Raw genomic sequence first — 24,513 nt, forward strand, 5'->3', positions numbered from 1 at the left:
AAGGCTGCCGACAGTGGAACAACAAGAATAATCACTGTGGCCTGCGGGCCGAGGACAGCAACGATGTCGGATTACATTCAAGAGCAGGCTGCGGCGGCCAGCGGTTCCAACCGTCGTGAAGAACGCAAGATCATTTTCGCGTCATCCCTCGGGACGGTGTTCGAGTGGTATGACTTTTTTCTCTATGGCGCGTTGGCAGCGGTCATCAGCAAGCAGTTCTTTGCGGGTGTGAACGACACCACCGCTTTCATCTTCGCCCTCATGGCCTTCGCTGCCGGCTTCCTTGTGCGGCCGTTCGGTGCATTGGTGTTCGGCCGCCTGGGAGACATGATCGGGCGTAAATACACCTTCCTAGTCACCATCGTACTGATGGGGCTGTCCACTTTCGCCGTGGGCTTGCTGCCCACGTATGCCAGCATCGGCATCGCCGCACCGATCATTCTGGTGATACTGCGCATGCTGCAGGGCCTGGCGCTGGGCGGTGAGTACGGTGGTGCGGCCACTTATGTGGCCGAACATGCCCCCCCGGGCAAGCGCGGTTTCCACACCGGCTTCATTCAGTCCACCGCCACCCTGGGCCTGTTATTGTCGTTGCTGGTGGTACTGGGCAGCCGCTATGTCAGTGGCGATCAGTTCGAAACCTGGGGCTGGCGCCTGCCGTTCCTGCTGTCGATCGTGCTGCTGGGCATTTCCACCTGGATCCGCATGAGCATGCATGAGTCGCCAGCCTTTGTGAAAATGAAGGCCCAGGGCAAGGTCAGCAAGTCGCCGATCCGGGAGTCGTTCACCTCGTGGCCGAACCTCAAAGTCGTACTGACCGCACTGTTCAGCATCAATGCCGGGCAAGCGGTGACCTTCTACACCGCGCAGTTCTACGTGCTGTTCTTCATGACCCAGATGCTGAAGGTAGACCCGGCCCAGGCCAATACCCTGCTGATCATCAGCGTGGTGATCGGTGCGCCGTTCTTCGTGTTTTTTGGCTGGCTGTCGGACCGTATCGGGCGCAAACCGATCCTGATGCTGGGCTTGCTGCTGGCCACGGTGCTGTACTTCCCGCTGTTCAAGGCCTTGAGCCACTATGCCAACCCACAAATTGACGCCGCCAGCCGCCAGGCGCCGATCGTGGTCACTGCTGATCCGCAAGGCTGCACGTTCCAGTTCGACCCGGTCGGCAAGGCCCGTTTCGACAGCCCGTGCGACAAGGTCAAGACCTTCCTGGTCAAACAGGGCCTGCCTTACAGCTCGGTCAGCGTAGCCGGCAGCGAGGTAGTGGTGAATGTGGGCGACAAGACCATCAACGGCTTTGACGAAGCCGCGATGCGTGCGGCAGTGGAGCAGGCAGGCTACCCGGCCAAGGCTGACCCCGCGCAGGTCAACCAGGTGATGGTCGTGGTGCTGATCGTGGCGATGATCCTGATCGCGACCATGACCTACGGCCCGTTGGCCGCAGTGATGGTCGAGCTGTTCCCGACCCGCATTCGCTACACCTCGATGTCGCTGCCCTACCACATTGGCAACGGCTGGTTCGGCGGCTTCCTGCCCACCGTGTCGTTTGCACTGGTGGTGTACACCGGGGACATCTTCTACGGGCTTTGGTACCCGATCCTGGTGACCGGCATCAGCTTGGTGGTGGGGATTTTCTGCCTGAAAGAAACCAAGGATGTGGATATCGACAAGATCTGAAAGCGGGCGCGGATCCTTGTAGGAGCGGCCTTGTGTCGCGACGGGCCGCGCAGCGGCCCCAGGATTTCTGCCTTGATGCACACATTGCCGGGGCCGCTTTGCGGCCCATCGCGACACAAGGCCGCTCCTACACAAAGCGATGCGTACTGGAAATGGAGCCCAAAAAAAACCGGCTGTAAAAGCCGGTTTTCTTATGCCCCGAAAAAACTTATGCACGCTTTTCAGAAAAATGTCATAAGCGAAAATAAGCAGCCAATTCAATAACTTATCGCTTACTTCAAGCATTTCAACGAAAAAGTGCTCACAAGTTATCCACAGATATCACGCCATCTGCTCCTGCGGTTCTTCTGCTGCTGGCGGCAGCGAGCCCATGGCCCGCTGGGTCGCTTCGTTCCACGCCTGAGCGCGGTCGTTGAGCTCGGCAATGGCCCGTGGCCCGGTGCCGTTGGCGTACATCGGCTCGCCAATCACCACCTCGATAGTGCCCGAGCGCTTGCCCCAACCGGTTTTCGGCCAGAACTTGCCGGCGTTGTGGGCAATCGGCAGTACCGGCAGCCCGGCATTCACTGCCAGCGCGGTGCCCCCGCGCGAGAACTTGCCGACCGTGCCGAACGGTACACGGGTGCCCTCCGGGAAGATCAGCACCCAGGTCTTCTGCTTGAGCAGCTCATCGCCCTTGCTCGCGACCTGGCGCAGTGCCTCCTTCGGGTTGTCGCGGTTGATCGCGATCGGCCGCAGCATGGCCATGGCCCAGCCGAAGAACGGCACGTACAGCAGTTCGCGCTTGAGCACCTGGCTAAGCGGCGAGAAGTACTGCGACAGGAAGAATGTTTCCCAGGTGCTTTGGTGGTTCGACAGGATCACGCAAGGCTCGGCCGGCACGTTCTCGGCACCGGTGATCTTGTAGTCGATGCCCAGAATCGTCCGCACGAGGAACAAGGCGCAGCGGCACCAGTACACATTGATGAACTTGTAGCGCTTGGGGAACGACAGAAACGGCGCGACGAAAAAGCTCAGCGAGCACCACAGCAACGAACTGGTGCCCAGCAGCAGGTAAAAAAGAAAGATTCTGATCGCCTGCAGGATCGACATAGTGGCTTGTACCATTGCGGGGCATGCCCGCCTGAGAAAAATGCGCCCGCAGGCGCACTGTTTAAATTAGTTCTCTGGCGATAGCTGCCAGATCGTCGAAAATCAGTGTAGTTTCCGGAACACCTTTTGCCAGGGTCCGCTCACCTTTGCCGGTTTTCACCAACACGGGTTGTGCACCGACGGCCAGGGCGGCCTCCAGGTCGCCTTTGCTGTCGCCAACGAACCAGACGCCTTCAAGGCCGACCTGGTAATGCTCGGCGATCGCCCGCAGCATGCCTGGCTTGGGCTTGCGGCAATCGCAGCCTTCATCCGGGCCGTGCGGGCAATACACGATGTGGCCAACCTCGCCGCCCTGCTCGGCCACCAGCGCGCGCAGGCGCGCGTGCATGGCCTCGAGGGTTGCCAGCGGGTAATAGCCACGGGCGATACCGGACTGATTGGTGGCCACGGCCACCGTCCAGCCCGCCTTGCTCAACTGCGCGATCGCTGCGACCGAGCCAGGGATCGGGACCCACTCTTCCAGCGTCTTGATGTAGGCGTCGGAGTCGTAGTTGATCACCCCGTCACGGTCGAGAATCAGCAGTTTCAAGGCTTACCCCAGCAACGAGATGTCGGCCACACCCAGGAACAGGCCGCGCAGGCGGCTGAGCAGGGCGTAGCGGTTGGCACGTACCTTGGCGTCTTCGGCGTTGACCATGACCGCCTCGAAGAAGGCATCAACCGGGTCGCGCAGGGCTGCCAGGCGGGCCAGCGATTCGCTGTACTGCCGTGCAGCAGCCATCGGTTGCACGGCCTGGTCGGCCTGCTGGATGGCCGAGTACAGCGAGAACTCGTTGGCATTGTCGAAGTACTTCGGCTCGACCTGCTCGGCGATGGCGCCTTCTGCCTTGCTCAGCAGGTTCGACACACGCTTGTTGACCGCGGCCAGGGCCTCGGCTTCGGGCAGCTTGCGGAACGCTTGCACCGCCTGTACACGCTGGTCGAAGTCCAGCGCCGAGCCTGGCTGCAGGGCACGTACCGATAGGTAGGTGGCCACATCGATGCCTTCGTCCTCGTAACGCGCACGCAGGCGGTCGAAGATGAACTCCAGCACCTGCTCGGCCAGGCCGGCAGCCTTGACCTTGGCACCGAACTGCTTGACCGCGAATTCCACCGCACCGGTCAGGTTCAGGTCCAGCTGCTTCTCGATCAGGATACGCAGCACACCCAGCGCTGCACGGCGCAGGGCGTACGGGTCTTTGCTGCCGGTTGGCAGCATGCCGATGCCGAAGATGCCCACCAGGGTGTCGAGCTTGTCGGCGATGGCCACGGCGGCACCGGTGAGGGTTTGCGGCAGCTCGGCACCAGCACCGCGTGGCATGTACTGCTCGTTCAGCGCCAGGGTGACGTCTTGCGGCTCACCGTCGTTGAGCGCGTAGTAGTAACCGGCAACACCCTGCATCTCCGGGAATTCGCCGACCATTTCAGTGGCCAGGTCGCATTTCGACAGCAGGCCGGCCCGGCCGGCGCGCTGGGCGTCGCCGCCGATCAGCGGGGCGATGAAGGCAGCCAGTTTGGAAACGCGCTCGGCCTTGTCGTACACAGTGCCCAGCTGAGCCTGGAAGACCACGTTCTTGAGGCGCTCGTTGAAGGTTTCCAGCGGCTGCTTCTTGTCCTGCTTGAAGAAGAATTCGGCGTCAGTCAGGCGTGGGCGCACGACTTTCTCGTTGCCTTGCACGATCTGCTTCGGGTCGCGGCTTTCAACGTTGGCCACGGTGATGAAGCGCGGCAGCAGCTTGCCTTCGCTGTCCAGCAGGCAGAAGTACTTCTGGTTGTCCTGCATGGTGGTGATCAGGGCTTCCTGCGGCACTTCGAGGAAACGCTCCTCGAACGAGCACACCAGCGGCACCGGCCACTCGACCAGCGCGGTCACTTCGTCCAGCAGCGCCGGTGGCACGATGGCCGTACCTTCCTGCTGCATGGCCAGCTCTGCGGTACGCTTGCTGATCAGCTCGCGGCGCTCGGCGAAGTCGGCCAGCACGTAGGCTTTGCGCAGGTCTTCGACGTAGTTGGCGGGGGCAGTGATGAGCACGTTTTCCGGGTGGTGGAAGCGGTGGCCACGGGATTCACGGCCGGCCTTCTGCGACAGGATGGTGCAATCGACCACCTGGTCGCCCAGCAGCATGACCAGCCATTGGGTCGGGCGCACGAACTCTTCACGGCTGGCGGCCCAGCGCATGCGCTTGGGAATGGGCAGATCGTTCAGCGAGTCCTCGACGATGGTCGGCAGCAAGCCGACGGTCGCTTTGCCTGGGATGTGCTGGGAGAAACGCAGCTTGGGGCCGCTCTGGTCGATTTCGGCCAGCTCTACACCGCACTTCTTGGCAAAGCCCAGGGCAGCCTGGGTCGGCTCGCCGTCTTTGAAAGCAGCCTGCAGGGGGGGGCCGTCGATGTTGATGCTGCGGTCAGGCTGCTGCACCTCCAGCTGGCGAATCAGCACGGCCAGGCGACGCGGCGCAGCATAGACCTGCTTGCCGGTGTAGTTCAGGCCAGCGGCCTGCAGGCCCTTTTCGATGCCGGCCAGGAAGGCGTCGCCGAGGCTGGCGAGGGCCTTGGGAGGCAGCTCTTCAGTGCCCAGTTCTACCAGGAAATCTTGAGCACTCATTGTGCAGCCTCCAGCTTAGCCAACACTTCGTCACGCAGTTCGGGGGTGGCCATCGGGAAGCCCAGGCGTGCGCGGGCTTGCAGATAGCTTTGCGCCACGTCCCGGGCCAGGGTACGCACACGCAGGATGTAGCGCTGGCGCTCGGTCACCGAGATGGCGCGGCGGGCGTCCAGCAGGTTGAAGGTATGCGAGGCCTTCAACACCATTTCATAGGTCGGCAGCGGCAGCTCCAGCTTGATCAGGCGGTTGGCTTCGCTTTCGTAGAAGTCGAACAGTTCGAACAGCTTGTCGACGTTGGCGTGTTCGAAGTTGTAGGTCGACTGCTCCACCTCGTTCTGGTGGAACACGTCACCGTAGGTGACCTTGCCGAACGGGCCGTCGGCCCACACCAGGTCATAGACCGAATCGACGCCCTGGATGTACATGGCCAAGCGTTCGAGGCCGTAGGTGATTTCACCGGTGACCGGGTAGCACTCGATGCCACCTACCTGCTGGAAGTAGGTGAACTGGGTGACTTCCATGCCGTTCAGCCAGATTTCCCAGCCCAGGCCCCAGGCGCCGAGGGTCGGCGATTCCCAGTTGTCTTCGACAAAGCGAATGTCGTGCACCAGCGGGTCCAGGCCAATGGCTTTCAGCGAGCCCAGGTACAGCTCCTGGAAGTTGGCCGGGTTCGGCTTGAGCACCACCTGGAACTGGTAGTAGTGCTGCAGGCGGTTGGGGTTTTCGCCATACCGCCCGTCGGCAGGGCGACGGCTAGGCTGCACGTAGGCGGCGTTCCAGGTTTCTGGACCCACGGCGCGCAGGAACGTTGCGGTGTGGAAAGTGCCGGCGCCTACTTCCATATCGTAGGGCTGAAGCACCACACAACCTTGAGCTGCCCAGTAGTTTTGCAGGGCGAGGATCAGGTCTTGGAAGGTACGCACGGCTGGCGTAGGCTGGCTCACGAAATTCACCTGTATCTGGGGATGCGGATGTAAAGAGCGGGAGTATAACCTGATTCGCCTCGCCCTCTACTCATTGGAGCCTTATGCCACGCTGCTTTTGGTGTACCGACGATCCGTTGTACCAGGCCTACCATGACCAGGAATGGGGAACGCCGCAGCGCGATCCGGCGTTGCTGTTCGAGATGCTTTTGCTCGAAGGGTTCCAGGCCGGGCTTTCATGGATCACCGTTTTGCGCAAACGCGAGCGTTACCGCGAGGTGATGCACGGGTTCGACCCGGTCAAACTGGCCACCCTCAGCGACGAACGCATCGAAGCGCTCATGCAGGACCCCGGGATCATCCGCAACCGCCTCAAACTCAAGGCTGCCCGGCGCAATGCGCAGGCCTGGCTGGCTGTGGATAACCCCGCCGAATGGCTGTGGTCGTTCGTGGGCGGTGCGCCGAAGATCAATCACTTCCAGGGCCGCGCTGACGTGCCGGCGGTCACCGATGAGGCCAAGGCCATGAGCAAGGCGCTGCAGAAAGCCGGCTTCACCTTTGTCGGCCCGACCATCTGCTATGCCTTCATGCAAGCCACCGGCATGGTCATGGACCACACCATCGATTGCGATCGTTACGCCGCCCTGGTTCGTTGAAGGGTTACAATGCGCACCTTGCTGAAATAAGGAATTCGCCTGTGGAAAAGTTCAAGGGCGCCCTGATGGTCGGGGTGCTGCGCCTGTTTGCCAAGCTGCCCTGGGGCGCTGTACAGCGCGTGGGCGCCGGCATCGGCTGGCTGATGTGGAAGATCCCCAACGGTTCACGCAACGTGGTGCGCATCAACCTGGCCAAGTGTTTCCCCGAGATGGACCCGGTTGCCCGTGAGCAACTGGTTGGCCAAGCCTTGCGGGACATTGGCAAGTCGTTTGTGGAAAGCGCCTGCGCCTGGATCTGGCCGCCACAGCGCTCGCTGGAACTGGTCAAGGAAGTGCACGGCCTGGAAGTGCTGGAGCAAGCCCTGGCCTCTGGCAAGGGTGTTGTGGGCATCACCAGCCACCTGGGTAACTGGGAGGTGCTCAACCACTTCTATTGCAACCAGTGCAAGCCGATCATTTTCTACCGCCCGCCCAAGCTCAAGGCTGTGGATGACCTGCTGCGTGAGCAGCGCGTACAGATGGGCAACCGCGTTGCGCCTTCGACCAAGGAAGGCATTCTCAGCGTGATCAAGGAGGTGCGCCGGGGCGGCCAGGTGGGCATCCCCGCTGACCCGGAGCCAGCCGAATCGGCAGGCGTGTTCGTGCCATTTCTCGGTACCCAGGCACTGACCAGCAAGTTCGTGCCGAACATGCTGGCGGGCGGCAAGGCGGTGGGGGTGTTCCTGCATGCCTTGCGCCTGCCGGATGGCTCGGGTTTCAAGGTGTTTCTCGAAGCTGCGCCGCAAGCAATGTACAGCACCGACGTGAATGAGTCGGCGGCGGCGATGACCAAGGTGGTCGAGCGTTATGTGCGCGAGTACCCGAGCCAGTACATGTGGAGCATGAAGCGCTTCAAGAAGCGCCCGGCTGGCGAGCCGCGCTGGTATTGAGATCTCTGGGGGCGCTCTGCGCCCCATTCGCTGGCACGCCAGCTCCCACAGGGATCGCATCAGGGCTCACAGGCGCTGCACATCTTGCGGCAAACAGCTGTCAGCCCTGCTGCGGTCCCTGTGGGAGATTCTATGGTTCCTGGCAAGGGTAGCCGGAGCATCTTCAGCGCCTGTGAGATCGAGCGCCGCCCGCGCGGCGCAATCGCGAGCTGCGCTCGCTCCTACGTTTGTTTTGGGCCAGTAACGCCTGTGACAGGCGCGCGCGGCCGCCTTGTTTGTACGGCGCGATATTGAGGCATGCACCAAGGCGTTCGCGCGCGAATCCCACAGGAATAATTGGCCCGAAACAAACGTAGGAGCGAGCGCAGCTCGCGATTGCGCCGCGCGGGCGGCGCTCGCTCCAACAGGCGCTGCCATACCTTGTGGCAAACACCTGTCAGCCCTAAGGCGACCCCTGTGGGAGCTGGCTGGCCTGCGATGGGCTGCAAAGCAGCCCCGGCTATCTCAAGCCTTGTTCAGCTTCTTGAGAAAAACGGTCATCTCTTTCTCGGCCTGCTTGTCCCCGTGGGCCTGTGCCGCCACGATCCCATCCTCCCAGGCCTTGCGCGCCGCCGCCAGGTCACCCTGCAACTGACAGGCCTTGCCCAGCAGCTTCCAGGCTGCCGAGTACTTCGGGTCCTGCTCTACACAGCGCGCCAGGTGCACCGCAGCTTCTGCACCGTTACCTTCATCCAGCCAGGCCTTGCCCAGCCCGAAACGCAGCAACGGGTTATCCACACCCTTGGCCAGCATCTTCTCCAGCGACTCGCGCATGCCCTTTGCTCCTAGAAGAAACTCAAGCCGACGTGGAACAGCTTCTCCACATCGCGAATGTGCTTTTTATCCACAACGAACAGGATCACATGGTCACCCGATTCGATCAGGGTGTTGTCGTGGGCAATCATGACCTCTTCGGCACGGATGATCGCGCCGATCGTGGTACCCGGCGGCAGGTTGATGTCCGCTATCGCCTTGCCAACGACCTTGCTCGACTTGGCATCGCCATGGGCCACCGCCTCGATCGCTTCGGCTGCGCCACGGCGCAGCGAGTGCACGCTGACAATGTCGCCCCGGCGCACGTGGGCCAGCAGGGTGCCGATGGTCGCCAGCTGCGGGCTGATGGCAATGTCGATCTCACCCCCCTGCACCAGGTCGACGTAGGCTGGGTTGTTGATGATGGTCATCACCTTGCCTGCACCCAGGCGCTTGGCCAGCAGCGACGACATGATGTTGGCTTCGTCATCGTTGGTCAGGGCCAGGAAGATATCGGCGTCGGCGATGTTTTCTTCCAGCATCAGGTCCCTGTCCGAGGCGCTGCCCTGCAACACCACGGTGCTGTCTAGCGTATCGGACAGGTGCCGGCAGCGGGCCGGGCTCATCTCGATGATCTTCACCTGATAGCGGCTTTCGATGGCTTCGGCCAGGCGCTCGCCAATTTGGCCACCACCGGCAATGACGATGCGCTTGTTGGTCTGGTCGATGCGACGCAACTCGCCCATCACTGCCCGGATGTCTTTTTTCGCGGCAATGAAGAACACCTCGTCATCGGCTTCGATCACCGTGTCGCCACGCGGGGTGATTGGCCGGTCGCGGCGGAAAATGGCGGCCACACGGGTATCCACGTTAGGCATGTGCGCGCGGATCTGGCGCAGCTGCTGGCCCACCAGCGGCCCGCCGTAGTAAGCCTTCACGGCCACCAGCTGCGCCTTGCCTTCGGCGAAGTCGATCACCTGCAGCGACCCTGGGTGTTCGATCAGGCGCCTGATGTAGTTGGTCACCACCTGCTCGGGGCTGATCAGCACGTCGACCGGGATGTGGTCATTGTCGAACAGCTCTTCACGGGTCAGGTAGGCCGACTCGCGTACCCGGGCAATCTTGGTCGGGGTGTGGAACAGCGAATAGGCCACCTGGCAGGCAACCATATTGGTTTCGTCGCTGTTGGTTACCGCCACCAGCATGTCGGCGTCGTCGGCACCGGCCTGGCGCAGCACCGTCGGCAGCGAGCCGCGGCCTTGCACGGTGCGGATGTCCAGGCGGTCGCCCAGGTCGCGCAGGCGGTCGCCGTCGGTATCGACCACGGTAATGTCGTTGGCCTCGCTGGCCAGGTGCTCTGCCAGCGTCCCGCCCACTTGCCCTGCGCCGAGGATGATGATTTTCATCCGCTACTCCCTACCCTTTGTGCTTACCCGCGCGAGGCGGCGATCTTGATCAGCTTGGCATAGTAGAACCCGTCGTGGCCGCCTTCCTGGGCCAGCAACTGGCGGCCGTGCGGCTGGCGCAGGCCGGCCTCGGTGGCCAGGTCCAGCTCCCGCGCGCCGGGGGTGCGGGCGAGGAAGGCCTCGATCACTTGCGTGTTCTCGGTCGGCAGGCTGGAGCACGTGGCATACAGCAGCATGCCGCCTACTTCCAGTGTGGGCCACAGGGCATCGAGCAGTTCACCTTGCAGCGCGGCCAGGGCCGGAATGTCGTCGGCCTGGCGGGTCAGCTTGATGTCCGGGTGGCGGCGGATCACGCCAGTGGCCGAGCAGGGGGCGTCCAGCAGGATGCGCTGGAACGGTTTGCCGTCCCACCAGCTGGCAGTGTCGCGGGCGTCGCAGGCGATCAGCTCGGCATCGAGCTGCAGGCGGTCGAGGTTCTCGCGCACGCGGGTCAGGCGCTTGCCCTCAAGGTCGATGGCTGTCAGGTGGGCCAGGCCAGGTTCGGCTTCCAGCAGGTGGCAGGTTTTGCCGCCGGGCGCGCAACAGGCGTCGAGCACGCGTTGGCCGGCGGCCAGCTCCAGCAAGTCAGCGGACAGCTGCGCGGCTTCGTCCTGCACACTCACCCAGCCCTCGGCGAAGCCTGGCAGGCCACGTACGTCGCAGGCTTCGGCCAGCACGATGCCATCGCGGCTGTAGGGGCAGGCGCTGGCGGCAACGCCCGCGTCGGCCAGCAGGCCCAGGTAGGCGTCACGGCTGTGATGACGGCGGTTGACCCGCAAGATCATCGGCGGGTGCGCATTGTTGGCGGCGCAAATGGCCTCCCACTGCTCTGGCCAGAAGGCCTTCAGCGCCTTTTGCAGCCAGCGCGGGTGGGCGGTGCGTACCACGGGGTCGCGCTCCATGCCGGCCAGCAGCGCTTCGCCTTCGCGCTGGGCGCGGCGCAGCACGGCATTGAGCAGGCCCTTGGCCCAGGGTTTCTTCAGTTTGTCGGCACAACCCACGGTCTCGCCAATTGCGGCGTGGGCCGGAATACGGGTGTAGAACAGCTGGTACAGGCCGACCAGCAGCAGCGCCTGCACATCGGCGTCTGCGGCTTTGAACGGCTTCTGCAGCAGCTGGGCGGCCAGCAGGTGGAGCCGGGGCTGCCAGCGTGCAGTGCCGAACGCCAGGTCCTGGGTCAGGCCGCGGTCGCGCTCATCGACCTTGTCCAGTTGCGCCGGCAGCGAGCTGTTCAATGAAGCCTTGCCGCTGAGTACAGCGGCAAGGGCACGGGCGGCGGCGAGGCGTGGGTTCATTGGCCAAGTACCTTGCCGGCGGCGAACTTCTCGCGGCGGCTGTTGAACAGGTCGCTGAAGGTCAGCGCCTTGCCACCGGGCAGTTGCAGGCGGGTCAGGCTCAGTGCCTGGTCACCACAGGCAACCACCAGGCCATCTTTACTGGCGGACAGGATCTCGCCCGGCTCACCTTTACCTGCCGCCACGTTGGCCGCCAGCACCTTCACGCTCTCGCCATCGAGGGTGCTGTGGCACACCGGCCAAGGGTTGAAGGCACGGATCAGGCGCTCCAGCTCGACGGCCGGGCGGCGCCAGTCGAGGCGCGCTTCGTCCTTGTTCAGCTTGTGTGCATAAGTGGCCAGGGCATCGTTTTGCACCTCGCCTTGCAGCGACCCGTCGGCCAGGCCGGCGATGGCCTGCACGACGGCGGGCGGGCCCATTTGCGCAAGGCGGTCATGCAGGCTACCGCCGGTGTCCTCGGCGCTGATCGGGGTGGCTACCTTGAGCAGCATCGGGCCGGTATCCAGGCCGGCTTCCATGCGCATCACGGTGACACCGCTTTCGGTATCGCCGGCTTCCACGGCACGCTGGATCGGCGCTGCACCGCGCCAGCGCGGCAGCAAGGAGGCGTGGCTGTTGATGCAGCCCAGACGGGGGATATCCAGCACCGCCTGCGGCAGAATCAGGCCGTAGGCAACCACGACCATCAAGTCTGGCTGCAGTGCGGCAAGTTCCGCTTGCGCCTCGGCGTTGCGCAGGGTTTGCGGCTGCAGTACCGGGATGCCATGGGCCACGGCCAGCGCCTTGACCGCACTGGGCATCAGCTTCTGGCCACGGCCGGCAGGGCGGTCAGGCTGGGTGTAGACGGCCACGATCTCGTAAGGGCTGTCGAGCAGGGCCTTGAGGTGTTCGGCAGCAAACTCTGGGGTGCCTGCAAAGACGATGCGCATGGAGTTCTCGCTTCAAAAAAGAAAAAGGCTTGCCGGAGCAAGCCTTCTGGAAGGTGGGGATCAGGCTTGCTGGCGGTGCTGCTTTTCCAGTTTCTTCTTGATCCGGTCGCGTTTGAGCTGCGACAGATAGTCGACAAACAGCTTGCCGTTGAGGTGATCGAATTCGTGCTGCACGCAGACCGCCAGCAAGCCTTCGCACTCCAGCTCGAACGGCTTGCCGTCGCGGTCCTGGGCTTTTACCCGTACCCGCAGCGGGCGGTCGACGTTCTCGTAGAAGCCCGGCACCGACAGGCAACCTTCCTGATACTGGCCCATGTCGTCGGTCAGCTCTTCGACCGTAGGGTTGATGAAGACCCGCGGTTCGCTGCGGTCTTCGCTGAGGTCCATCACCACGACCTGCTGGTGCACGTTGACCTGGGTCGCGGCCAGGCCGATGCCGGGGGCTTCGTACATGGTTTCAAACATGTCGTCGATCAGCTGACGCAGGGCGTCGTCGAACACCGTCACCGGCTTGGCGATGGTGCGCAGGCGCGGGTCGGGGAATTCGAGAATGTTCAAGATGGCCATAAGGTCAGGCAGTCACTGTGCGTTTGGTTGAAAACTGAGCACACATAATAAAGGCAAACGTGGATTTCAGCACCTGTGAAAGCTCGTCTAGGGTTTTCAGGGCCTGCTTGTCGGCTATTCGATAGACAGGTTGTCAAACCGTTATCAACACAGTTATCCACAGCTTGTGCCACGCCGATGGCCCTTTTTCAGATCAAGGATGATCCCCATGTCGAATCACCATTCGTCGCCTGTTGCGCCGGCTGAACTGGAAGCGCGGCTGCGTCTGCACCGCTTGCCGGACACCGGCCTGCGGCGTTTTTGCACGTTGCTGGAGGCGTTTGGCAGCGCATCTTCTGCCCTGTGCGCACCGGCCGGCGCCTGGCGCGCGTTGGGCATTCCCCAGGCAGCAATCGACGCGCGGCGCAGTGCCGAAGTGCGCGATGGGGCCCTGGCGGCGATGGCCTGGCTAGAGCAGCCGGGCCAGCATTTACTGATGTTTGACGGCCCTGGTTACCCGCCGCTGCTGGGGGAAATCGATGACGCTCCGCCATTGCTGTTTGTCGCCGGCGACACTGCCCTGCTCGAGCGCCCGCAGCTGGCAATTGTGGGAAGCAGGCGCGCTTCACCGCCAGCCCTCGATACCGCCGCGGCGTTTTCCCGTTACCTGGCCCAGGCCGGTTTCACGATTACCAGCGGGTTGGCAGTAGGTATCGACGGCGCCGCTCATCGGGCCGCAATACAGGCCGGTGGGGGTACGATCGCGGTGCTCGGCACAGGGCTGCAAAAACTTTATCCACAGCGGCACACCGCGCTTGCCCAGGCGATTATCGACAGCGGCGGCGCGCTGGTTTCCGAGTACCCGCTGGATGCCGGGCCACAGCCCAGCAACTTCCCCCGGCGTAACCGCATCATCAGTGGCTTGTCGCTGGGTGTGCTGGTGGTTGAGGCCAGCCTGGCCAGTGGTTCGCTGATCACGGCGCGGCTGGCGGCAGAACAAGGCCGCGAGGTGTATGCCATTCCGGGCTCCATCCACCACCCTGGGGCCAAGGGCTGCCACCAGTTGATTCGCGACGGCGCGCTGCTGGTGGAAACCGTGGAGCAGATCATGGAAAGCCTGCAGGGCTGGCAGAACCTGCCACCTGCGGTTGTGGACAAGTTCGACCACCCACTGCTGGCCTTGCTGCACGCGGCGCCACAGACCAGCGAAAGCCTGGCCCATTGCAGCGAGTTGCCACTGGCCGAAGTGCTTGCGCAATTGACCGAGCTGGAACTGGAGGGGCGGGTCAGCAATGAAGCCGGGCGTTGGTTTGCCCGCGCGGGCTAAGTACACTGCGCACAGGCAAGTTCATAGGCGGAGTAACAGCAATGGTAAGCAGTTTTCGTGTGCAACAAGCCGCACGTGAGATCCGGGCGGGCGCAGTAATCGCCTACCCAACGGAAGCGGTCTGGGGCCTGGGCTGCGACCCCTGGAACGAGGACGCGGTGTACCGCCTGCTGGCGCTGAAGTCGCGGCCTGTGGATAAAGGCCTGATCCTGGTCGCCGACAATATCCGCCAGTTCGACTTTTTGTTCGAAGATTTCCCCGAGGACTGGATCGACCGTATGGGCAGCACCTGGCCGGGGCCCAATACCTGGCTGGTGCCGCACCAGGATCTGTTGCCGGAGTGGGTGACCGGGCAGCATGACACCGTAGCGCTGCGGGTCAGTGACCACCCGGTGGTGCGCGAACTGTGCGCGCTGGTGGGGCCGTTGATTTCCACCTCGTGCAACCCCGGCGGGCGCCCGGCGGCCAAGACCCGGTTGCGGGTGGAGCAGTACTTCCATGGCCAGCTGGACCTGGTGCTGGGTGGGGCGCTGGGTGGGCGGAAGAATCCGAGTGTGATTCGCAACCTGGCTACCGGTGAGGTTGTTCGGCCGGGTTGATATCTGTCCACAAGCCTAACCGCAGATTTTTCTGATTTGTTTCGGCTGGCGGGTGATCGTGTGAGGGCTGACGGGTGTCAGCCTTGAAGCTTTTTCGCCTATGAGACCGAGCGCCGCCCGCGCGCGGCGCATCGCGAGCTGCGCTCGCTCCTACGTTTGTTTCGGGCCAGTGAGGTCTGTGAGAGGCGCGCGCGACCGCCTTCTGATTTGTTTCGGCTGGCGGGTGATCGTGTGAGGGCTGACGGGTGTCAGCCTTGAAGCTTTTTCGCCTATGAGACCGAGCGCCGCGCGGGCGGCGCTCGATCTCATAGGCGACGAATCTCTGCCGGCGAGCGCCTTGCAGCACAGATACCATCCGGTCAGGTGCATCAGGGTTTTCTGATTGTTGCCAAAATGGCTGTCCAGCTCGCGGCTTGGGAAATATCCTACGACCCGCGTCCTCTGCCATCACCTTCTCAGTGGGAACCTCTGCCCTTAGGCTTCAACCGTCGCCGAATAACTTGGCGATCGGGTGTGGTAACCCGGATGTGCTTGGGGCGTCACAGCTATGGCAGCTGTGCGCGGGAGGCTTCGTGCCTGCCGGGAGCGCCTCCAGCCCGGTTTACCACCTCGCGTACAGCTGCCGCCTAAACCGTGTGGTAACGGCTTGGCGCCAGCTCATGCCTGGAGCAAACCATGAAAAAAATAGTGCCCGATCCACCCCTACCCTGCACCTCCACCCGCAGGTTCGGCCGCTGCGACGCCGGCCATGACCCGCTCTTCACCGTCAACCCGAACATTTCCGCCGAGGACGCTCTGGTCCATGTAGCCCTGTACCTGCGCAGCGCCTACGAAACCGGCTACAAAGCTCTGGACTACATGCGCGAAGAGGGCCGTGGCATGTTCTGGTCGAACCTGCATGCGATTGAAATGGCAGAGGGGGTGGTCGAGGCAATCCTCGATGGGATCGAGTCGACCCCGCCACCGACGAACCGACCCTCACAGCCATAGCGCAGCTTTCAGAGCCGACGCAGCACCTGTGGGAGCGGGCGCGCCCGCGAATACCGGCAAAGCCGGTGCCATCCACCGCGGTGGCTTCTTCGCGGGCATGCCCGCTCCCACAGGGAACGTGTGTGGCTCAGGGAATGAGTACTGTCGACCCTACAGTCCGCCGCGCCGACAGTTCTGCCTGCGCCTTGGCCGCCTCACTCAGCGGGTACCTTTGCTGGATATCCACAACCAGCTTGCCACTGCCAATCATCGCAAACAGGTCATCGGCCATGGCCTGGGTGTTTTCGGCATTGTTGGCATAGGTCGCCAAGGTCGGCCGGGTCACATACAGCGAGCCCTTCTGCGCCAGAATCCCCAGGTTCACCCCGCTGACCGCACCCGAGGCATTACCGAAGCTCACCATCAGCCCGCGCGGTTGCAGGCAGTCCAGCGAGGTCAGCCAGGTATCGGCGCCAACGCCGTCGTACACCACCGGGCATTTCTTGCCGTCGGTCAGCTCCAGTACCCGCTTGGCCACATCTTCATGGCTGTAGTCGATGGTCGCCCATGCGCCCAGCGCCTTGGCCCGCTCGGCCTTCTTGGCAGAACTCACAGTGCCGATCAGCTTGGCACCCAACGCTTTCGCCCATTGGCACGCCAGCGAACCCACGCCACCGGCGGCCGCATGGAACAGGACCACGTCACCCGCCTTCACCTGGTAGGTTTGCTTCAGCAGGTACTGCACGGTCAACCCCTTGAGCATCACCGCCGCTGCCTGCTCGAAGCTGATGTTGTCGGGCAGCTTGACCAGGTTGGCCTCCGGCAGCGTGTGAACCTCGCTGTATGCGCCCAGCGGGCCGCCGGCATGGGCCACGCGGTCACCCACCTTCAGCCGGGTCACGCCTTCGCCCACGGCCTCGACCACACCGGCCGCTTCGGTGCCCAGCCCCGAAGGCAGTGATGGCGGTGCATACAGCCCGCTGCGGAAATAGGTGTCGATGAAGTTCAGGCCGATCGCATGGTTGCGCACGCGCACCTGCTGGGGCCCCGGCGGAGCGGGTTCGAATTCCACAAACTGCAGCACTTCGGGGCCGCCATGCTGGCTGAACTGGATACGCTTGGCCATCTCGCACTCCTGTAGTCGGGATCGGGAAAGGCCTTCTATCGGACGCCTTTGCTTGATCGCCGTCAACTGCGGCGCGCGCGCTGGCGGTGTTATGCTACGCGGCGAATTCTTCCCTGCCCGTTCCTGGTGACCCGATGACTAGCCGCACCGAGGCCGTGAAAGCCTACCTGCTCGACCTGCAAGACCGCATCTGCTCTGCCCTCGAAAACGAAGACGGCGGTGCCCGCTTCGTCGAGGATGCCTGGGTGCGCGAAGCCGGTGGCGGGGGGCGTACGCGGGTGATCGGCGAGGGCAAGCTGATCGAGAAAGGCGGGGTCAACTTCTCCCACGTGTTCGGCGCCGGCCTGCCGCCGTCGGCCAGCGCCCACCGCCCGGAGCTGGCGGGCCGGGGCTTCGAGGCCTTGGGCGTGTCGCTGGTGATTCACCCGTACAACCCGCATGTGCCCACCTCGCACGCCAATGTGCGGTTCTTCATTGCCGAGAAGGAAGGCGAAGAGGCGGTGTGGTGGTTCGGTGGCGGTTTCGACCTGACCCCATACTACGGCGTCGAGGAAGACTGCATTCACTGGCACCGCGTGGCCGAGCAGGCATGTGCACCCTTCGGTGCCGATGTGTACCCGCGCTACAAGGCCTGGTGCGACCGCTACTTCCACCTCAAGCACCGTGGCGAGCCACGCGGCATTGGCGGGCTGTTCTTCGACGACCTGAACGAGTGGGGCTTCGACACCTGCTTCGCCTTCATCCGTGCCATTGGCGATGCCTATGTCGACGCCTACCTGCCGATCGTCCAGCGCCGCAAGCACACCCCCTATACCCCGCAGCAGCGTGAGTTCCAGGAATACCGCCGCGGCCGCTACGTGGAGTTCAACCTGGTCTACGACCGCGGCACCCTGTTCGGCCTGCAGTCGGGCGGGCGCACCGAGTCCATTCTCATGTCGCTGCCGCCACAGGTGCGCTGGGGCTATGACTGGAAGCCGGCACCGGGCAGCGAAGAAGCGCGCCTGACCGACTACTTCCTGCAAGACCGCGACTGGCTTGGCCAGTAAGCCTGTGGATAACCAAGGAGCCGCCATGGACCAGTACGTCGTTTTTGGTAACCCCATCGGCCACAGCAAGTCGCCGCTGATTCACCGCCTGTTTGCCGAGCAGACCGGCCAGGACCTGGAATACGCCACCCTGCTGGCGCCGCTGGATGAGTTCAGCGACTGCGCACGCGGCTTCTTCAAGCAAGGCAGCGGCGGCAATGTCACCGTGCCGTTCAAGGAAGAGGCCTACCGCCTGTGCGACAGCCTGACCCCGCGTGCCCAGCGCGCTGGCGCGGTGAACACACTGAGCAAGCTGGCTGACGGCACTTTGCAAGGTGACAACACCGATGGCGCCGGCCTGGTGCGTGACCTGACGGTGAATGCCGGGGTCGAGCTGACGGGCAAGCGCATTTTGATTCTCGGTGCCGGTGGTGCAGTGCGTGGCGTGTTGGAGCCGATCCTGGCGCACAGGCCGCAATCGCTGGTGATCGCCAACCGTACCGTGGAAAAGGCCGAGCAGCTGGCGCGTGAGTTCGATGAACTGGGGCCGGTGGTGGCCAGCGGGTTTGCCTGGTTGCAGGAGCCGGTGGATGTGATCATCAACGCCACTTCAGCCAGTTTGGCCGGGGAATTGCCGCCGATTGCCGACAGTTTGGTCGAGGCAGGGCGCACGGTTTGCTACGACATGATGTATGGCAAGGAACCTACGCCGTTTTGCCAGTGGGCGCAGAAGCTGGGCGCGGCCAAAGTGCTGGATGGGTTGGGGATGCTGGCTGAGCAGGCCGCTGAGGCGTTCTTTATCTGGCGTGGGGTACGGCCGGATACCGCTCCGGTGTTGGCTGAGTTGCGCCGGCAATTGGCTCGGGGCTGAAATTGCCGGGGCCGCGTTGGGTCGGCGTACACCCATCCCTTGTGGGAGCGGCCTTGCGTCGCGATGGGCTGCAAAGCAGCCCCAAATCTCAACCCTACCTCATTCCTCAAACCGGATCGGGCACAACTGCGCCCCTTCCAGCTTCTGCAATTCCTCGATCACCTGCGGCCTGGCCCGGTGCAAGGTCAGGCTCCCGCCCAGGCGCCGCAAGCGCCGTGCCTCGCGGTGCAACATGTCTACACCCGAGTAGTCGATGAAATTCACCTGCCGCGCATCAATCACCACATGCGGGCCCTGGCACAGCTGCAAACGTACTTGCAGGTAGTGCGCCGCGCCAAAGAAGATCGAGCCACCTACCCGCAGCACATCCGCTTCACCTTCGCGGCTTTGCTGCACCCGTGGCCGTGATGTGCGTTTGAGGTAGAAGAACAGCGACGCCAGCACCCCGGCATAGATCGCCGTCTGCAACTCCAGCAGCAAGGTTGCCGCCGCCGTCAGCGCCATTACCAGGAACTCCGAACGGCTGACCCGGAACAGCGCGCGGATGGCTTGGCGGTCCACCAGCCCCCAGCAGATCAACAGAATGCTGCCGGCCATGGCGGGGATCGGCAACTGCGCCATCAAGCCAGCACCGGTGATGGCGAACAGCGCCACCCATAGCGCCGAAAACACCCCCGCCATGGGGGAGCGGGCACCTGCTTCGTAGCTCAGGCCCGAACGGGTGAAGGAGCCAGCAGACAGGTAACCCGAGAAAAACGCGCCAGCGATGTTCGACACGCCCTGGGCGCGAATTTCCTGATCAGGGTCGATCAGCTGTTCCGAGCGTGCCGACAATGACCGGGCAATCGACAGGCTGGTGACCAACCCCAGCATACCTACCGCCACGGCACTGGGCAGCAGGCGCAGAATCAGCTCCACGTCCAGCAAGGGCAGCGGGCTCAAGGGTGGAAGCTGGCCGGTGAATGCCGCGACCCTCGGCACATGGCCAAACCAGCCCGGCAGCAGCCAGGCCAGCAGGCTCACCGCGATCAGGCTTATCAACAGGCTGGGCCAGCGCGGGCGCCAGAGTTTGAGCGCCACACCGATAACCACGGTGGCCAGGCCCAACAGCAAGGAAGGCACATTGATTTCGCCGGCATGGCTGGCCAGGTCCTGTACGGTTTTCAGCGCCGTGGCCTGGCTGGGCAGGTCCATGCCCAGCAGGTTGGGCAATTGCCCCAGGGCAATGACGACCGCGGCGCCAAGGGTGAAGCCGAGCACTACGGAATGCGAGACGAAATTGACCAGCGCACCGAAGCGCAGCAGCCCCAGCAGCAGTTGAAAGACCCCGCCGAGGAAGGTGAGCAGCAGCACCAGCGTGATGTAGTCCGAACTCCCAGCCACGGCCAATGGGCTGATGCTGGCGTAGAGCACGATGGAGATGGCCGCGGTCGGGCCGCAGATCAGGTGCCAGGACGAACCCCACAGGCAGGCGATCAATACCGGCACGATGGCGGCGTACAGGCCGTATTCGGCAGGCAGGCCGGCGATCAGGGCATAGGCGATGGACTGCGGCAGCGCGAGGATGGCACCGCCCAGGCCCACCAGCAGGTCCTGGCGCAGGCTGCGGACCGATTGGCGCGGGAGCCAGGCGAGGAAGGGCAGCAGGTGGATGATACGATGCATGGGTTATCCACAATCCTTGATTAAATGCACCTGATCTGTGGGAGCGGGCATGCCCGAGAAGAACCCACCGCTATAGATGGCACCGGCTTTGCCGGTGTTCGCGGGCATGGCCGCTCCCACAGGTTAGGTGTATTGCTGGTGAGTTCATAGTTTGGCTTTGACGGCCTCCAAGGCATCGCCATCGGCTTTGGTGGTGACCCCGGCCAACCACCCTTCCAGTAACTCGGGGTGCGTCTTGACCCAAGCCCTGGCCGCGTCGTCGAAGCTGATCTTCTTGTCCACAACCTGGGCCATGATGCTGTTTTCCATGTCCAGTGTGAGCTTCAGGTTGCCCAGCAGCTTTGCCGCATTCGGGCAGGCCTGTGGATAACCCTTGCGCGTCAGGGTGTACACCTGGCCTTTGCTACCGAACCATTTTTCCCCGCCCGTGAGGTAGTGCATCTTCAGCTTCACATTCATCGGGTGTGGCGTCCAGCCGAGGAAGGTGATGAATTGCTGCTTCTTCACGGCGCGGTCGACTTGCGTCAGCATCGCCTGCTCGCTGGATTCGACCAGTTTCCACTGGCCAAGGTCGAACTCATTGTTGTCGATGATTTGTTTGAGCGACAGGTTGGCCGGTGCGCCGGAACCGATGCCGTACAGCTTCTTGTCGAACTGGTCGGCGTGCTTGTGCAGGTCGGCGAAATCCTTGACCCCGGCATTCCAGACGTAGTCCGGCACGGCCAAGGTGAACTCGGTGCCTTCCAGGTTGCGCGACAACTGCTGCACATCCCCATTGGCGACGAACTTGTCATGAAAGCCCTGGTGCGCCGGCATCCAATTGCCAAGGAAGGCATCCACACGGCCGTCCTTCAGGCCACCGTAGATGATCGGCACGGCCAGGCTGTCGATCTTCACCTGGTAGCCCAGACTTTCCAGTAGCAGCCGGGCCACGGCGTTGGTCGTGGCTATGTCGCTCCAGCCAGGGTCGGCCATTTTTACCGTGCTGCATTGTGCATCGTCGTCGGCGGCGTGGGCCGGGGTGATACCCAGGCCCAAGGCCAGGGTGAGTACGGCGGCGGAAAACGTGTGCATGGCGGCCTCTTCTCAATCCAGGGGGGCGGGCTGTGGGTAACGTGCCTTGCGCTCGAGGTCGTCGAGATCAATGTGGTTACGCATGTACTGTTGGCTGGCATCTACCCATGGTTGATGGTCCCAGCTGTGCAGCTTGCCGGTAGCAAGCGCTTCTGCCACCAGGCGGCGACGGCGCTGGCTGGCCAGTACCTGTTGGCGCAAGCTGGGCATGTCCCAACGCTGTCGGGCTTCCTCGACGAACGCCTGCAGCAGCGCCTGGTGGTCCGGGCTGCTGGCGAGGTTCTCCCGCTCGTGCGGGTCGCGGTCAAGATCATAGAGTAGGCAAGGGTCGTCTTCGCCGTACACGAATTTGTAAGGCCCGCGGCGGATCATCATCAGCGGCCCGACAGTGCCTTCGGCCATGTATTCGCCGATCACTTCGTCGTGGCCGCCCTGCCCTTGCAGGTGGCCAAGCAGTGAGCGGCCATCCAGATGCAGGGTGTTATCCACAGCTCCGCCCGCCAATTCGACCAGGGTCGGTAACAGGTCACAGGTCGATACCGAGGCGCTGACACGGCTGGCGGCAAAGCGCTGCGGTGCATGAACCAATAGTGGCACCCGCGCCGACATTTCGAACCAGTGCATCTTGTACCAAAGGCCACGCTCGCCGAGCATGTCGCCGTGGTCGCCGGAGAACACGATCAGGGTGTCGTCGGCCAGGTCGCACTCTTGCAAGGTCTGCAACAGCTTGCCGATGTTGTCGTCGATGTAGCTGCAGGCGCCGAAATAGGCCCGGCGTGCATCGCGGATCTTGTCCACCGGTAGGGGTTTGTTCCACAGGTCATAGACCTTGAGCAGGCGCTGCGAATGCGGGTCCAGTTCTGCCTGGCTGAATTCGGTGCCGGGCATGGGGATATCCACACCCTCGTAGCGATCCCAGTAGTGCTTGGGAATGGTGTACGGATCGTGGGGGTGGGTCATCGACACGGTCAGGCAAAACGGCCGGCCGTCGTTCTCGCGCACGTGGTCGTAGAGGTACTGGCGCGCCTTGAACACCACCTCCTCGTCGAAATCCAGCTGGTTGGTACGCACGCAGGGGCCTGCCTGCAGTACCGAGGACATGTTGTGGTACCAGCTTGGACGCACATCCGGCTCATCCCAGTTCACTGCCCAGCCATAATCGGCCGGGTAGATGTCGCTGGTCAGGCGTTCCTCGTAACCATGCAGCTGGTCCGGGCCGCAGAAATGCATCTTGCCCGACAGCGCCGTGCGGTAGCCCAGGCGGCGCAGGTAGTGGGCGTAGGTCGGCACGTCGGCGGGGAAATCGGCAGCATTGTCGTAGGCACCGATGCGGCTTGGGAGCTGGCCGCTGACCAGGGTGAAGCGCGACGGCGCACACAGCGGGCTGTTGCAGTAGGCTGAATCGAACACCACGGCCTGCTCGGCCAGGCGGCTGAGGTGCGGCATCTGAATGGGTGAAGGCCCATAAATGGGCAGCAGGGGCGCGGCCATTTGGTCGGCCATGATGAACAGGATATTCGGGCGTGTCATGCTGGCTTCCATCGTTGAAGGTTATGCGAACCGCTTGCCTATCAAGATGCGACTGTGGATAACATGGGTAAAGCCCATGGCGGGCAATGACTGGGATTAGCCAAGCTTATGTTTGAGCGCTTTGCCGAACTGTCGCTGGATACGTTGCGGGTGTTCGAGGCCGCGGCCCGTTTGCGTGGCTTCACAGCGGCGGCTGTGGCGCTGGGCACCACCCAGCCTGCGGTAAGCCAGCAGGTAAAACGGCTGGAGGCGCAGTTGGGCACACGCCTGTTCGATCGGGTGTACCGCGGGATCGAACTCACCGAGGCCGGCCAGCTGTTGTTCGAGCATGTGCACCAAGGGTTGCAGGCCATGGACGAAGGTATTGCCCAGGTCAGTGGGCGCGGCCAGCGTGAAGTGCTGCAGGTGGCCACCGACTTCGCGTTCGCGGCGTTCTGGCTGATGCCGCGCCTGCAGCGCTTTCACGAGGCTTATCCACACGTGGATGTCAGCCTGGTGACCGGTGAGCGCAGCCAGGGCATGTTGCGCCCGGACATCGATGTGGCCGTGCTGTTTGGTGATGGGCGCTTTCATCAGGGCGAAAGCCGCTGGTTGTTCGATGAGGAGGTTTTCCCGGTGTGCAGCCCCCGCCTGATTCATGGCAAACCCATGTCAGCCGTGGCTTTGCAGCGCTTGCCGTTGTTGCACCTCAAAGGTGAGCAGGCCAGCCGCTGGTTTGACTGGGCGGGTGTGTTTCGCGGGTTTGGCGTGGCCAGCCCACCGCCAGCCGGGCAACTGCGGTTCGATAACTACACGCTGCTGATACAGGCGGCGATTGCCGGGCAAGGGGTGGCAATTGGCTGGGGGCACCTGGTGGATGGGCTGGTCGAGCAGGGTTTGCTCTGCCGGCCACTGGAGGGCAGCCTGCGCTCGGAACGCGGTTATTATGCGGTGTTGCCGCCGCGCAAACGCCGGGGCGCTTTGATCGAACGGTTCGTAGGTTGGTTGGAGCACGAGCGAAGCCGGTAAGGGTGAGTTCGGCGCAGAGTCACGCGGGCTTTGGGCCCAGGAGGTACCGTGCAGAGGATCAAGGGTTACCACGCCCACATTTACTATGATGCAGCGACCCTGGAGCAGGCTCGGGCGCTGTGTGAGGAAGCGGCGCGGCTGTTTCCCGTGAGCATGGGGCGCATGCACCAGAAGCCGGTGGGCCCGCACCCGGACTGGAGCTGCCAGCTGGCTTTCGGTCCGGAAGTGGTAGGGGTGGTGTTGCCTTGGTTGGCACTGCATCGCCAGGGTTTGGTGGTGTTCATGCACCCGCTGACCGGTGATGAACTGGCGGACCATCGGGACCATGCGATCTGGATGGGGGCAGTGAGGCCGTTGAACCTGTCGGTTTTCGGGGGCTGAACCT

Annotated in this window: 23 protein-coding genes; 10 read left to right on the forward strand and 13 right to left on the reverse strand. The window is 63.1% G+C overall.

Features of this window, described 5'->3' with window-relative positions:
- Positions 1–63: 63 nt before the first annotated feature.
- Positions 64–1,683: an MFS transporter gene (locus AACG97_RS00690; protein WP_115293186.1), complete on the forward strand. Its 1,620-nt coding sequence runs from the start codon at positions 64–66 to the stop codon at positions 1,681–1,683.
- 321 nt (positions 1,684–2,004) lie between these two features.
- Here the strand turns inward: AACG97_RS00690 and AACG97_RS00695 are convergent, their stop codons facing one another.
- The 4 genes from AACG97_RS00695 to glyQ are packed head-to-tail and all read right to left on the reverse strand — an operon-like array spanning position 2,005 to position 6,363.
- Positions 2,005–2,790 carry a lysophospholipid acyltransferase family protein gene (locus tag AACG97_RS00695; protein WP_029886430.1) on the reverse strand — a complete coding sequence of 262 codons (786 nt, stop codon included), beginning with the start codon at positions 2,788–2,790 and terminating at the stop codon, positions 2,005–2,007.
- A gap of 46 nt (positions 2,791–2,836) precedes the next feature.
- On the reverse strand, positions 2,837–3,364 hold the full coding sequence (gene gmhB / locus AACG97_RS00700; protein ID WP_009684688.1) for a D-glycero-beta-D-manno-heptose 1,7-bisphosphate 7-phosphatase: 528 nt from the start codon (positions 3,362–3,364) through the stop codon (positions 2,837–2,839).
- Between the two features lie 3 nt (positions 3,365–3,367).
- Complete coding sequence (gene glyS, locus AACG97_RS00705; RefSeq protein WP_232555028.1) at positions 3,368–5,419, reverse strand: glycine--tRNA ligase subunit beta; 2,052 nt, start codon at positions 5,417–5,419, stop codon at positions 3,368–3,370.
- Positions 5,416–6,363 (reverse strand): glycine--tRNA ligase subunit alpha, encoded by a 948-nt coding sequence (gene glyQ / locus AACG97_RS00710; protein WP_003253126.1) that lies wholly within the window; start codon positions 6,361–6,363, stop codon positions 5,416–5,418. The genes glyS and glyQ overlap by 4 nt, the downstream gene beginning before the upstream one ends.
- Positions 6,364–6,446: 83 nt before the next feature.
- Between glyQ and AACG97_RS00715 the strand changes: the two genes are divergently transcribed.
- Both AACG97_RS00715 and AACG97_RS00720 read left to right on the forward strand, forming a co-directional pair.
- Positions 6,447–6,998, forward strand: a complete 552-nt coding sequence (locus tag AACG97_RS00715) for a DNA-3-methyladenine glycosylase I (protein WP_009684690.1) — start codon at positions 6,447–6,449, stop codon at positions 6,996–6,998.
- A 41-nt stretch (positions 6,999–7,039) separates the two neighbouring features.
- Complete coding sequence (locus AACG97_RS00720; RefSeq protein WP_125855735.1) at positions 7,040–7,927, forward strand: lysophospholipid acyltransferase; 888 nt, start codon at positions 7,040–7,042, stop codon at positions 7,925–7,927.
- A 504-nt stretch (positions 7,928–8,431) separates the two neighbouring features.
- On the opposite strand, the gene AACG97_RS00725 is transcribed toward AACG97_RS00720, so the two are convergent.
- From AACG97_RS00725 to def, 5 genes are read right to left on the reverse strand one after another with little or no spacing between them, the layout of a single operon-like run.
- The gene (locus AACG97_RS00725; protein WP_009682348.1) at positions 8,432–8,740 is read right to left on the reverse strand and encodes a tetratricopeptide repeat protein; all 309 of its coding nucleotides are present in this window, start codon (positions 8,738–8,740) and stop codon (positions 8,432–8,434) included.
- A gap of 11 nt (positions 8,741–8,751) precedes the next feature.
- On the reverse strand, positions 8,752–10,125 hold the full coding sequence (trkA, locus tag AACG97_RS00730; protein WP_009682347.1) for a Trk system potassium transporter TrkA: 1,374 nt from the start codon (positions 10,123–10,125) through the stop codon (positions 8,752–8,754).
- Positions 10,126–10,148: 23 nt separating this feature from the next.
- Positions 10,149–11,459: a 16S rRNA (cytosine(967)-C(5))-methyltransferase RsmB gene (gene rsmB / locus AACG97_RS00735; RefSeq protein ID WP_125855490.1), complete on the reverse strand. Its 1,311-nt coding sequence runs from the start codon at positions 11,457–11,459 to the stop codon at positions 10,149–10,151.
- Complete coding sequence (gene fmt, locus AACG97_RS00740; protein WP_125855491.1) at positions 11,456–12,388, reverse strand: methionyl-tRNA formyltransferase; 933 nt, start codon at positions 12,386–12,388, stop codon at positions 11,456–11,458. Before fmt ends, rsmB begins: the two co-directional genes overlap by 4 nt.
- Positions 12,389–12,448: 60 nt before the next feature.
- Positions 12,449–12,955, reverse strand: coding sequence for a peptide deformylase (def, locus tag AACG97_RS00745; protein ID WP_009682343.1), 507 nt, complete (start codon positions 12,953–12,955; stop codon positions 12,449–12,451).
- Between the two features lie 208 nt (positions 12,956–13,163).
- Between def and dprA the strand changes: the two genes are divergently transcribed.
- The 3 genes from dprA (at position 13,164) to AACG97_RS00760 (ending at position 15,850) form a co-directional block, all read left to right on the forward strand.
- Positions 13,164–14,261 carry a DNA-processing protein DprA gene (dprA, locus tag AACG97_RS00750; protein WP_047150050.1) on the forward strand — a complete coding sequence of 366 codons (1,098 nt, stop codon included), beginning with the start codon at positions 13,164–13,166 and terminating at the stop codon, positions 14,259–14,261.
- A 41-nt stretch (positions 14,262–14,302) separates the two neighbouring features.
- Entirely contained in the window at positions 14,303–14,860 is a 558-nt protein-coding gene (locus tag AACG97_RS00755) for an L-threonylcarbamoyladenylate synthase (protein WP_015268440.1), read from the forward strand.
- 675 nt (positions 14,861–15,535) lie between these two features.
- Positions 15,536–15,850 carry a hypothetical protein gene (locus AACG97_RS00760; protein ID WP_144187314.1) on the forward strand — a complete coding sequence of 105 codons (315 nt, stop codon included), beginning with the start codon at positions 15,536–15,538 and terminating at the stop codon, positions 15,848–15,850.
- A gap of 127 nt (positions 15,851–15,977) precedes the next feature.
- Here the strand turns inward: AACG97_RS00760 and AACG97_RS00765 are convergent, their stop codons facing one another.
- Positions 15,978–16,955 carry an NADPH:quinone reductase gene (locus tag AACG97_RS00765; RefSeq protein ID WP_115293192.1) on the reverse strand — a complete coding sequence of 326 codons (978 nt, stop codon included), beginning with the start codon at positions 16,953–16,955 and terminating at the stop codon, positions 15,978–15,980.
- Positions 16,956–17,089: 134 nt separating this feature from the next.
- Here AACG97_RS00765 and hemF point away from each other — a divergent pair, with 134 nt between their 5' ends.
- Positions 17,090–18,001 (forward strand): oxygen-dependent coproporphyrinogen oxidase, encoded by a 912-nt coding sequence (gene hemF / locus AACG97_RS00770; protein WP_009682336.1) that lies wholly within the window; start codon positions 17,090–17,092, stop codon positions 17,999–18,001.
- A gap of 25 nt (positions 18,002–18,026) precedes the next feature.
- Positions 18,027–18,851, forward strand: a complete 825-nt coding sequence (aroE, locus tag AACG97_RS00775) for a shikimate dehydrogenase (RefSeq protein ID WP_009682335.1) — start codon at positions 18,027–18,029, stop codon at positions 18,849–18,851.
- A 99-nt stretch (positions 18,852–18,950) separates the two neighbouring features.
- Here the strand turns inward: aroE and AACG97_RS00780 are convergent, their stop codons facing one another.
- The 3 genes from AACG97_RS00780 to betC form a co-directional block, all read right to left on the reverse strand.
- The gene (locus tag AACG97_RS00780) at positions 18,951–20,516 is read right to left on the reverse strand and encodes a SulP family inorganic anion transporter (protein ID WP_115293193.1); all 1,566 of its coding nucleotides are present in this window, start codon (positions 20,514–20,516) and stop codon (positions 18,951–18,953) included.
- 144 nt (positions 20,517–20,660) lie between these two features.
- Positions 20,661–21,590 (reverse strand): choline ABC transporter substrate-binding protein, encoded by a 930-nt coding sequence (choX, locus tag AACG97_RS00785; RefSeq protein ID WP_197886523.1) that lies wholly within the window; start codon positions 21,588–21,590, stop codon positions 20,661–20,663.
- 12 nt (positions 21,591–21,602) lie between these two features.
- On the reverse strand, positions 21,603–23,120 hold the full coding sequence (betC, locus tag AACG97_RS00790) for a choline-sulfatase (RefSeq protein ID WP_009682332.1): 1,518 nt from the start codon (positions 23,118–23,120) through the stop codon (positions 21,603–21,605).
- A gap of 108 nt (positions 23,121–23,228) precedes the next feature.
- On the opposite strand from betC, the gene AACG97_RS00795 reads away from it, so the two are divergent.
- Together AACG97_RS00795 and AACG97_RS00800 are read left to right on the forward strand one after the other, a co-directional pair.
- Positions 23,229–24,128, forward strand: a complete 900-nt coding sequence (locus AACG97_RS00795) for a choline sulfate utilization transcriptional regulator (RefSeq protein ID WP_197886522.1) — start codon at positions 23,229–23,231, stop codon at positions 24,126–24,128.
- Positions 24,129–24,176: 48 nt separating this feature from the next.
- Positions 24,177–24,509, forward strand: coding sequence for a DOPA 4,5-dioxygenase family protein (locus tag AACG97_RS00800; protein ID WP_009682330.1), 333 nt, complete (start codon positions 24,177–24,179; stop codon positions 24,507–24,509).
- The last annotated feature ends 4 nt before the right edge of the window (positions 24,510–24,513 follow it).

It is taken from the genome of Pseudomonas sp. Nvir (assembly GCF_963778085.1).
Taxonomy (GTDB): Bacteria; Pseudomonadota; Gammaproteobacteria; order Pseudomonadales; family Pseudomonadaceae; genus Aquipseudomonas; species Aquipseudomonas juntendi.

Bases quoted from the DNA above. Each gene is read 5' to 3' on its own strand.
- AACG97_RS00690 (WP_115293186.1), top strand. From the start codon at position 64: ATGTCGGATTACATTCAAGAGCAGGCTGCGGCGGCCAGCGGTTCCAAC.
- AACG97_RS00695 (WP_029886430.1), bottom strand. From the start codon at position 2,790: ATGGTACAAGCCACTATGTCGATCCTGCAGGCGATCAGAATCTTTCTT.
- glyS (WP_232555028.1), bottom strand. From the start codon at position 5,419: ATGAGTGCTCAAGATTTCCTGGTAGAACTGGGCACTGAAGAGCTGCCT.
- AACG97_RS00715 (WP_009684690.1), top strand. From the start codon at position 6,447: ATGCCACGCTGCTTTTGGTGTACCGACGATCCGTTGTACCAGGCCTAC.
- AACG97_RS00725 (WP_009682348.1), bottom strand. From the start codon at position 8,740: ATGCGCGAGTCGCTGGAGAAGATGCTGGCCAAGGGTGTGGATAACCCG.
- trkA (WP_009682347.1), bottom strand. From the start codon at position 10,125: ATGAAAATCATCATCCTCGGCGCAGGGCAAGTGGGCGGGACGCTGGCA.
- rsmB (WP_125855490.1), bottom strand. From the start codon at position 11,459: ATGAACCCACGCCTCGCCGCCGCCCGTGCCCTTGCCGCTGTACTCAGC.
- fmt (WP_125855491.1), bottom strand. From the start codon at position 12,388: ATGCGCATCGTCTTTGCAGGCACCCCAGAGTTTGCTGCCGAACACCTC.
- def (WP_009682343.1), bottom strand. From the start codon at position 12,955: ATGGCCATCTTGAACATTCTCGAATTCCCCGACCCGCGCCTGCGCACC.
- dprA (WP_047150050.1), top strand. From the start codon at position 13,164: ATGTCGAATCACCATTCGTCGCCTGTTGCGCCGGCTGAACTGGAAGCG.
- AACG97_RS00755 (WP_015268440.1), top strand. From the start codon at position 14,303: ATGGTAAGCAGTTTTCGTGTGCAACAAGCCGCACGTGAGATCCGGGCG.
- AACG97_RS00760 (WP_144187314.1), top strand. From the start codon at position 15,536: ATGAAAAAAATAGTGCCCGATCCACCCCTACCCTGCACCTCCACCCGC.
- AACG97_RS00765 (WP_115293192.1), bottom strand. From the start codon at position 16,955: ATGGCCAAGCGTATCCAGTTCAGCCAGCATGGCGGCCCCGAAGTGCTG.
- hemF (WP_009682336.1), top strand. From the start codon at position 17,090: ATGACTAGCCGCACCGAGGCCGTGAAAGCCTACCTGCTCGACCTGCAA.
- aroE (WP_009682335.1), top strand. From the start codon at position 18,027: ATGGACCAGTACGTCGTTTTTGGTAACCCCATCGGCCACAGCAAGTCG.
- AACG97_RS00780 (WP_115293193.1), bottom strand. From the start codon at position 20,516: ATGCATCGTATCATCCACCTGCTGCCCTTCCTCGCCTGGCTCCCGCGC.
- choX (WP_197886523.1), bottom strand. From the start codon at position 21,590: ATGCACACGTTTTCCGCCGCCGTACTCACCCTGGCCTTGGGCCTGGGT.
- betC (WP_009682332.1), bottom strand. From the start codon at position 23,120: ATGACACGCCCGAATATCCTGTTCATCATGGCCGACCAAATGGCCGCG.
- AACG97_RS00795 (WP_197886522.1), top strand. From the start codon at position 23,229: ATGTTTGAGCGCTTTGCCGAACTGTCGCTGGATACGTTGCGGGTGTTC.